This is a genomic window from Actinoplanes sp. NPDC051633 (genome assembly GCF_040681735.1).
GTDB lineage: Bacteria > Actinomycetota > Actinomycetes > Mycobacteriales > Micromonosporaceae > Actinoplanes.
In genome coordinates this window covers 1-7738 of the sequence record NZ_JBFAZH010000277.1, presented here as the reverse complement: position 1 = coordinate 7738, position 7738 = coordinate 1, and the positions used below count along the sequence as shown (strand labels likewise).

Genomic DNA, 7738 nt, shown 5'->3' with positions numbered 1-7738 from the left:
GCGGCGCCCGCCGAGGTGGCCGAGCTGCGCCGCGCCTTGGAGGGGTGGCTTCGCGCGGCCCACGAGGCGAACGGGCCGATCCGGGTCAGCTTCCGGCTCAGCGAGCCGCCGCCGGGCGAGGACGAGTGGGCGCTCGAGTTCGCGCTGCAGTCGGCCGAGGATCCGAGCGTCTACCTGCCCGCGGCCGCGCTGTGGGAGGGCGGCCGGATGCCCGGCTTACCGCAGCGGCCCGACGAGACGCTGCTCGCGGGGCTGGGCCGTGCCGTGCGGCTCTTCCCGCTGCTGCACGTCGCGCTGCGTGAGCCGCAGCCGGCCGCGATGCGGCTGGCGACGAACGAGGCGCACGAGTTCCTGCGGAACGCGGCGCCGTTACTGCAGGCGGCCGGCTTCGGGGTGCTGCTGCCCAAGTGGGCCGGGCGCAAGGCGGTGGGGCTCAAGCTCACCACCCGGTCGCGGACGAAGAAGGACTCGTCGCGGGCCGTGGCCGACTCCGGGTTCGGCCTGGACCAGTTGGTCTCCTTCCGGATCGACCTGGTGGTCGGCGACGGCGTGGTGACCGCCGAGGAGCTGGCCGAGCTGGCCCGGCTCAAGGTGCCGCTGGTGCGCATCCGAGGGCAGTGGGTGGAGCTCGACGACCGGCAGCTCAAGGCGGCGCTGCGCGCGGTCGACCGGCGGCGGACCGGCGAGATCACCGCCGGCGAGGTGCTCCAGCAGGTGGTGGACGGCGGCGACGAGGATCTGCCGCTGGTCGAGGTGGACGCCGACGGGATGCTCGGTGACCTGCTCGGCGGGGCGGCCGAGCGACTGTCGCCGGTGCCCACGCCGGCCGCGTTCCAGGGGGTGCTGCGGCCGTACCAGGAACGCGGTCTCTCCTGGCTGCACTTCCTGGCGCGCCTGGGGCTGGGCGGCGTCCTCGCGGACGACATGGGGCTCGGCAAGACCGCCCAGACGCTGTCGCTGCTGCTCGCCGAGCGGGTGCCCGGCGAGCGGATGCCCGTGGAGCTGGCCGACGAGCCGGAGCAGCCGGTGCTGCCGACCCTGCTGATCTGCCCGATGTCGCTGGTCAGCAACTGGCAGAAGGAGTCGGCGCGGTTCGCGCCGAGCCTGCGGGTCTATGTGCATCACGGCGCCACCCGCAAGCGGGAGGACGAGTTCCTGGCCGCGGTGGCCGGCGCCGACCTGGTGATCACCACCTACGGCACGGCTCTGCGCGACCTGCAGGCGCTGCGCGAGATCGCCTGGGGCCGGGTGGCGTGTGACGAGGCGCAGGCGATCAAGAACAGCGGCACCCGCCAGTCGCAGGCGGTGCGCGCGATCCCGGCCAGGACCAGGCTGGCGCTGACCGGCACGCCGGTGGAGAACCACCTGGCCGAGCTCTGGTCGATCATGGAGTTCGCCAACCCGGGGCTGCTCGGGCCGGCCAAGCGGTTCCGGCGCCGGTTCCAGGAGCCGATCGAGAGCCGGCAGGACGCCGACGCCACCGCGGCGCTCAAGCGGGCCACCGGGCCGTTCGTGCTGCGCCGGCTCAAGACCGATAAGTCGATCATCTCGGACCTCCCCGACAAGGACGAGATGAAGGCGTGGTGCACGCTGACCGCCGAGCAGGCCACCCTCTACCAGGCCGTGGTCGAGGACATGATGGCGGTGATCGAGGGCAGCGAGGGCATCCAGCGGCGGGGCAACGTGATCGCCGCGATGACCAAGCTCAAGCAGGTCTGCAATCATCCGGCCCACCTGCTCAAGGACGGGTCCCGGCTGCCGGGACGGTCGGGCAAGCTGGCCCGCCTCGAGGAGCTGACCGAGGAGATCATCGCCGACGGCGACAAGGCGCTGATCTTCACGCAGTACAGCGAGTTCGGGTCGATGCTCCAGCCCTACCTCGCGGCACACCTCGACCGGCCGGTGCTGTGGCTGCACGGCGGGTTGACCAAGGCGAGGCGGGACGCGCTGGTCGAGCGGTTCCAGACCGACGACGAGCCGATGCTGTTCCTGTTGTCGCTCAAGGCGGCCGGCACCGGGCTCAACCTGACCGCGGCCAACCACGTCATCCACTACGACCGGTGGTGGAACCCGGCGGTCGAGGACCAGGCGACCGACCGCGCGTTCCGGATCGGGCAGAAACGCAATGTGCAGGTCCGCAAGTTCATCTGCACGGGCACGCTGGAGGAGAAGATCGACGCGATGATCGAGCGGAAGAAGGCGCTGGCCGCGTCGGTGGTCGGCACCGGCGAGGAGTGGGTCACCGACCTGTCCACCGATCAGCTGCGTGAGCTGTTCGCGCTCGACCGGGCGGCGGTGGCCTGATGCCGGTGGATCCCGAGGGGCGCTTCTTCGAGGGTGGGCAGCCGATCAAGGTGGACGGCGGGCTGGCCGTGCGGGCGCAGCGCGGCAAGATCGGTGAGCAGTGGTGGTCGCGGCGGTTCGTGGACATCCTCGAGGAGATCTGCCCGCCCGGGCGACTCGCGCGGGGGCGCACCTACGCGCGCAAGGGGCAGGTCATCGACTTCACCTTGACGCCGGGCCGGGTCAGCGGGCGGGTGCAGGGCTCCCGGCCGGACCCGTACGTCGTCACGCTGACCATCGCCGCCTACGACGAGACACAGTGGACGTCGGTCCTGTCGGCGCTGGGCGGGCAGGCGTTGTACCGCGCGGCGCTGCTGGCCGGCACCATGCCGCACGAGATCGTCGACGTCTTCGACGAACTGGCACTGCCGCTGTTCCCCTCCACGGTGGAGATGGTGTGTAGCTGTCCCGACTGGAGCGTTCCCTGCAAGCACGCCTCGGCCGTGCTCTACGTGCTGGCCGAGGCCTTCGACGACGACCCGTTCCTGGTGCTGGCCTGGCGTGGTCGCAGCCGCGACGAGCTGCTGGACGCGTTGCGCGCGACGCCCGACCCGGCCGAGGCGATCGACCCGCTGGCCGTCCCGGACACCGCGCTGGAGGACCGGTTGGCCGACTTCTACTCCCCCGCGATCTCGCTGAGCCGCCTCCGCGAGCGCCCGTCGAGGGTCACCGCGCCACCGGAGCTGCTGCTGCGGGCCCTGGACGCCCCGCCGATCCGGATCCGGCACATCCCGCTGACCGACCTGCTCCGCCCGGCCTACCGAGACCTCGCCGGGTCAGGCCCGGACTCCGGCGGCCCGGACTCCAGCGGCTAGGGCACGGAAGAGCACCTTCGGACTGGTCAAAGAGCTCGGGTGGGCGAGCATGGTCGTCACCTCACCCAGGCTGCGGTTCAGCTCGCGGTCCTTCTGCGAGGCCTTGTAGACCAGGCCGCTGATCCAGCGGATCGCCTTGTAGCCCTTCGGGTAGGGGCCGTCGACGTGCGGCAGGCCCAGGTCCGGCATGGTGGAGATCTGCCAGGCCGCGTCGACCACGATCTTCACGTCGGCGAAGTAGGACACGGCCGGCCGGGTCAGGTCGGGGTCGGAGCGCAGATACTCCGACAGGCAGGAGGCGTGCAGCATCGCCGACGTCATGCCCTGGCCGTAGACCGGGTTGAACGACGCCACCGCGTCGCCCGCGGCGACCAGCCGGGCCGGGAAGCGGTCGAGTTTGTGGAAGTCGCGGCGCCGGCTGTCCGCCTGGTGGTAGGTCAGCACGTCGCTCGCCTGCTCGGCGGTCGTCGCCACGGTGCCGAACTCGGCCGGGAAGTCGTCGGTGCAGCGGCGGCGGTAGTCGTCGCTGTCGCGGCTCGGCCGGTCGTCGGCGTACCCGGAGATCAGCATCGTCCACCGGTCGCCCTCGATCGGGGTGAAGCCGGCGATCCTCGCTGTCCGCCCCGGCGCCGGGGTGGTGATCGAGATGGCGGTCCACACGTCCGGGTCCGCCGGCCGCTTGAACAGCGCGGTCGCATAGTTCAACTTGATGCCCATCCGCTGCAGCGGCGGCTTCGGGAAGTCGTACGCCGCGATCCAGTCACTGAGCCGGCTCGACCGCCCGGTCGCGTCGACCACGAAGCCGGCCTCCTCCTCGCCGCCCGCGTGCCGCACCCCGGTGACCACGCCGTCCCTGACGATCAGCCCTTCGACCACGCCGGTGTGGACGCGGACGTTCGGCAGGGCGAGCACCCGGTGCCGGATCAGTGCCTCCAGGAACGGCCGGCTGGAGATCAGCCCGGGCATCCCGGTCGCGCCCTGCGGAGCGGCGCGCAGATCGCCGTCCATGTAGAACCGGTGGGCGTCCGGCGGCGGGTTCACCGCACCGGCCGCCAGCGCCGCCTCGACGAAACCCGGGAACCAGCGTTCCAGCTGGATCTGCCCGGAGGGCAGCAGCGCGTGCACCTGGCTGCCCTGCGGCACACCCGGGCGGGGACCGGTCGCTCCGACCGGATCGGCGGCAATGTCCGCATCGGACACGTCGAGGGCGGCGAGATCGTCCCGCTCGATGATCAGCACCTCGTCGGCGTGATCGCTGAGCACGCGCGCCGCCATCAGCCCGGCGACACTGCCGCCCAGCACCACGGCCCGGCGGAACAGGACCCGCTGTCCGGGGGGGGCGACGCCCGACGACAGGACCGCGAAGCGACGAGCAGTGGACATCCGTACTCCTGCGCACTAGATCGACGATCGTCGACTCTAGCTCGCTAAGCTGAAAGAAATTCATGCACCATCGGTGCGATCAAATCGGCCCGCTGCGGGATGGACGTGTGTGTGGTGGCGGGCAGCACGGCGAGCCGGCAGGCGGGCATGGGTTGCAGGTCGCCCGGCACGCCGCCGCCCAGCAACCGGAACATCGCGACGGCATGCTCCGGGCGGATGATGTCCGAGTCGCCCAGCACGAGCATCGTGGGCGCGGCGATCGCGCGGATCTCGTCGGCCGACCACTCCGGGACGTCCGCGTCGAAGGCCTTGCACTTGGCCACCAGGTTGGGGAAGCCGGCCGGGTCGGCGGCGATGCGCAGGTACTCCTCGTGGAACTCCGACCCGTGCAGGTGCTCGGGCTCCAGCTCCTGGATGCCGTCGAGCAGGCCCGGGTGGAGGCCGTCGGCGGTGAAGCTGACCGAGGCCAGGACCAGCTTGCCGACCCGCTCGGCGTGGTGGGTGCCCAGTTGCAGCGCGACGCCCGCGCCCATGCTCCACCCGAAGAAGTCGGCCCGCTCGACGCCGAGATGGTCGAGCAGGGCCACGACGTCGGCGGCGAACCCCTCGACGGTCAGCGGGCGGTCGGCGTCGGAGGTGCGGCCGTGCGCCTGCAGCTCGACGGCGATGACGCGGCGGGTCTTGGCGAGCAGCGGAAGGATCTCGCCGAAGGAGGTGCCGATGGCGGAGAGAGCGCCGTGCAGCAGCACGACCGGGCGCCCCTCGAGCGTGCCGTGCTCCTCGTAGTACATGTCCAGGCCGTTCACGGTTGCGTATGTCATGGGAATACCGTGCCGACCAGCGCTTACGGTCTCCTTCCGGTCGCCTTAAGGTGGGCGGATGCGGTTCGGCGTCCTGGGTCCGCTCGCCGTCAGCACGGACGCCGGCGAGCCCGTGGTGGTGCCCGGCGTCAAGGTCCGCGTCCTGCTCGCCGCGCTGCTGACCAACCGCAACACCGTGGTCTCGGCCGACCGCCTGATCGACGACCTGTGGGGTACGGACGCACCGGTCAACGCCTCCGGCGCATTGCAGGTGCGGGTCTCTCAGCTACGCAAGGCCCTGAACGACGCCGAGCCGGGCGCCCGCGACCTGATCGAGTCCAGGCCACCGGGGTACGTGCTGCGCACCGGCCCGGAGGAGGTTGACGCCGACCGGTTCGTCGCCCTCGTCGAGGCCGCACGGCTGACCGAGGCGCTGGAGATGTGGCGGGGCGACGCCTATGCCGACGTGGCGGACTACGAGTTCGCGCGGGCCGAGGCGACCCGGCTGGCCGAGCAGCGGCTCGCCGTGCGGGAGCGGCTCGCCGACGCGCGGCTGGCCCGCGGCGAACACGACCTGGTCGCGGCCGAGCTGGCCGAGCTGGTCGCCCGGCACCCGCTGCGCGAGGGTCTGCGCGGGCTGCAGATGCGGGCGCTCTATGCGGGCGGGCGCCAGGCCGAGGCCTTGGACGTGTACGGGGACCTGCGCGAACGCCTCGCGGACGAGCTCGGCCTCGACCCCGGGCCGGAGCTGGTGGCGCTGCACCGGCAGATCCTGGCGCAGGACACCGGCCTGAGCGCGCCGCCGCCCGCCGCGCGGGTGCGCAACAACGTGCCGGCCCGGCTGGACGAGCTGGTCGGCCGGGCCGAGGCAGTCACCGAGGTCCGTGGGCTGGTCCGCGGGCGGCGGCTGGTCACGCTGGTCGGGCCGGGCGGCGTGGGCAAGACCCGGCTGGCCGTCGAGGTGGCGCGGGAGCTGGACTTCCCGGACGGCGCGCACCTGGTCGAGCTGTCGCCGCTGCCGCCTGTGGACAAGCCGCGGGAATCGTCGGAGCCGGGCGCTAACGTCGATCCCACCCAGTGCCGGGGTGGGGGAGGCGGCGGCCTTCGCGCAGGGCGACCCACCCTGAGCCCGGGTGGGGGAGGCGGCGGCGCGAAGATCATTTCCGGCGTTGCCGAGCGGGTGCTGGCGACTCTCGACGTCCGGGAGGCGGCCGGTGCCTCCGTCGCGGCCGAGGATCGCCTGCTGTCCGCCGTACGCCACAAAGATCTTCTCCTGGTCCTGGACAACTGCGAACACGTCATCGAGGAGGCGGCCGGCCTGGTCGCACGGCTGCTGCGGGACGCCGAACGCGTCACCGTGCTGGCCACCAGCCGCGCGCCGCTGGGGCTGGCCGGCGAGCACGTGTGGGAGGTGCCGCCGCTGGCGCTGCCCGCCGACGAGCACGACGTCGACGCGGTGCGGCGATCGGCCGCGGCGCGCCTTTTCGCGGTCCGCGCCTCAGCGCACCACCGGACCTTCCACCTGGACGAGCGCACCGCCCCCGCCGTCGCCCAGCTGTGCCGGCGCCTCGACGGGCTGCCCCTGGCGCTCGAGCTTGCCGCCACCCGGGTCCGCGCGCTCGGCGTCGACGGTGTCGTGCAGCGGCTGGACGACCGCTTCCGGCTGCTCACCACGCAGCAGCGCGATCTGCCCGAACGGCAGCGCACCCTGACCGCCGTGATCGGCTGGAGCTGGGATCTGCTGGACGACGAGGAGCGGACCGCCCTGGCCCGGATGGCGGTGTTCCGGGACGGCTGCACGCCGGACGCGGCCGAGGTGGTCTGCGAGACCGAGCTCGACGTGCTGGCCCGGCTCGTGGACCGGTCGCTGGTGGCGGTCGACGACACCGGGCCGGCGCCGCGCTATCGGCTGCTCGAGTCGGTGGCCGCGTTCTGCCTGGAGCGGGTGCCCGATCTGGAGGCGACGCGGGCCCGGCACGCGCGCTATTTCACCGAGCTGGCCGAGCGGGCCGACCCCGAGCTGCGCGGGCCGGGCCAGAAGGATTGGCTGGCCCGCCTGGACACGGAGACGGCCAACCTGCGAGCGGCGCTGGCACGCGGCGGTGTTCGGCTGGCCGTGGCGCTGACCTGGTACTGGTTCCTGCGCGGACGGCTGACCGAGGCGCGGGCCGCTCTAGAGAAGCACGCGGGCGATCCGGTCGCGGCGGTCTGGCTGGCCGGTTTCACGATCCTGCAGGGCGGTGAGATGACGCTGCCGGAGATGACGGACAAGCGCGCGATGTGGTTCGTCGCCAACGCGCTCACCGACCGCAGCGAGCTCACGAAGTCGGCCGAGCTGCTCGAGCGGGTGCTCGAGGATTGCGACCGGTGGACCGAGGCGGCGGCGTTGAGCTCGCG

5 protein-coding genes are annotated in these 7738 nt (G+C 72.5%); 3 read left to right on the top strand and 2 right to left on the bottom strand.

From position 1 onward, the window contains the following. The coding region (locus tag AB0M20_RS17465; protein WP_364299227.1) for a DEAD/DEAH box helicase at positions 1-2304 on the top strand (2304 nt) is incomplete at its 5' end. Continuing rightward, positions 2304-3158 (top strand): SWIM zinc finger family protein, encoded by an 855-nt coding sequence (locus AB0M20_RS17460; RefSeq protein ID WP_364299225.1) that lies wholly within the window; start codon positions 2304-2306, stop codon positions 3156-3158. The genes AB0M20_RS17465 and AB0M20_RS17460, both read left to right, overlap by 1 nt. On the opposite strand, the gene AB0M20_RS17455 is transcribed toward AB0M20_RS17460, so the two are convergent. Together AB0M20_RS17455 and AB0M20_RS17450 are read right to left on the bottom strand one after the other, a co-directional pair. Then, the gene (locus AB0M20_RS17455; RefSeq protein ID WP_364299223.1) at positions 3120-4541 is read right to left on the bottom strand and encodes an FAD-dependent oxidoreductase; all 1422 of its coding nucleotides are present in this window, start codon (positions 4539-4541) and stop codon (positions 3120-3122) included. The two genes, AB0M20_RS17460 and AB0M20_RS17455, sit on opposite strands and share 39 nt — an antisense overlap. A gap of 44 nt (positions 4542-4585) precedes the next feature. Next, entirely contained in the window at positions 4586-5362 is a 777-nt protein-coding gene (locus tag AB0M20_RS17450) for an alpha/beta fold hydrolase (protein ID WP_364299221.1), read from the bottom strand. A gap of 58 nt (positions 5363-5420) precedes the next feature. Here AB0M20_RS17450 and AB0M20_RS17445 point away from each other — a divergent pair. Then, positions 5421-7738 (top strand): BTAD domain-containing putative transcriptional regulator (locus AB0M20_RS17445; protein WP_364299219.1); only part of this gene is annotated, 2318 nt, incomplete at its 3' end.

Coding starts and splice junctions, on each gene's coding strand:
- AB0M20_RS17460 (WP_364299225.1), top strand. CDS start 2,304: ATGCCGGTGGATCCCGAGGGGCGCTTCTTCGAGGGTGGGCAGCCGATC.
- AB0M20_RS17455 (WP_364299223.1), bottom strand. CDS start 4,541: ATGTCCACTGCTCGTCGCTTCGCGGTCCTGTCGTCGGGCGTCGCCCCC.
- AB0M20_RS17450 (WP_364299221.1), bottom strand. CDS start 5,362: ATGACATACGCAACCGTGAACGGCCTGGACATGTACTACGAGGAGCAC.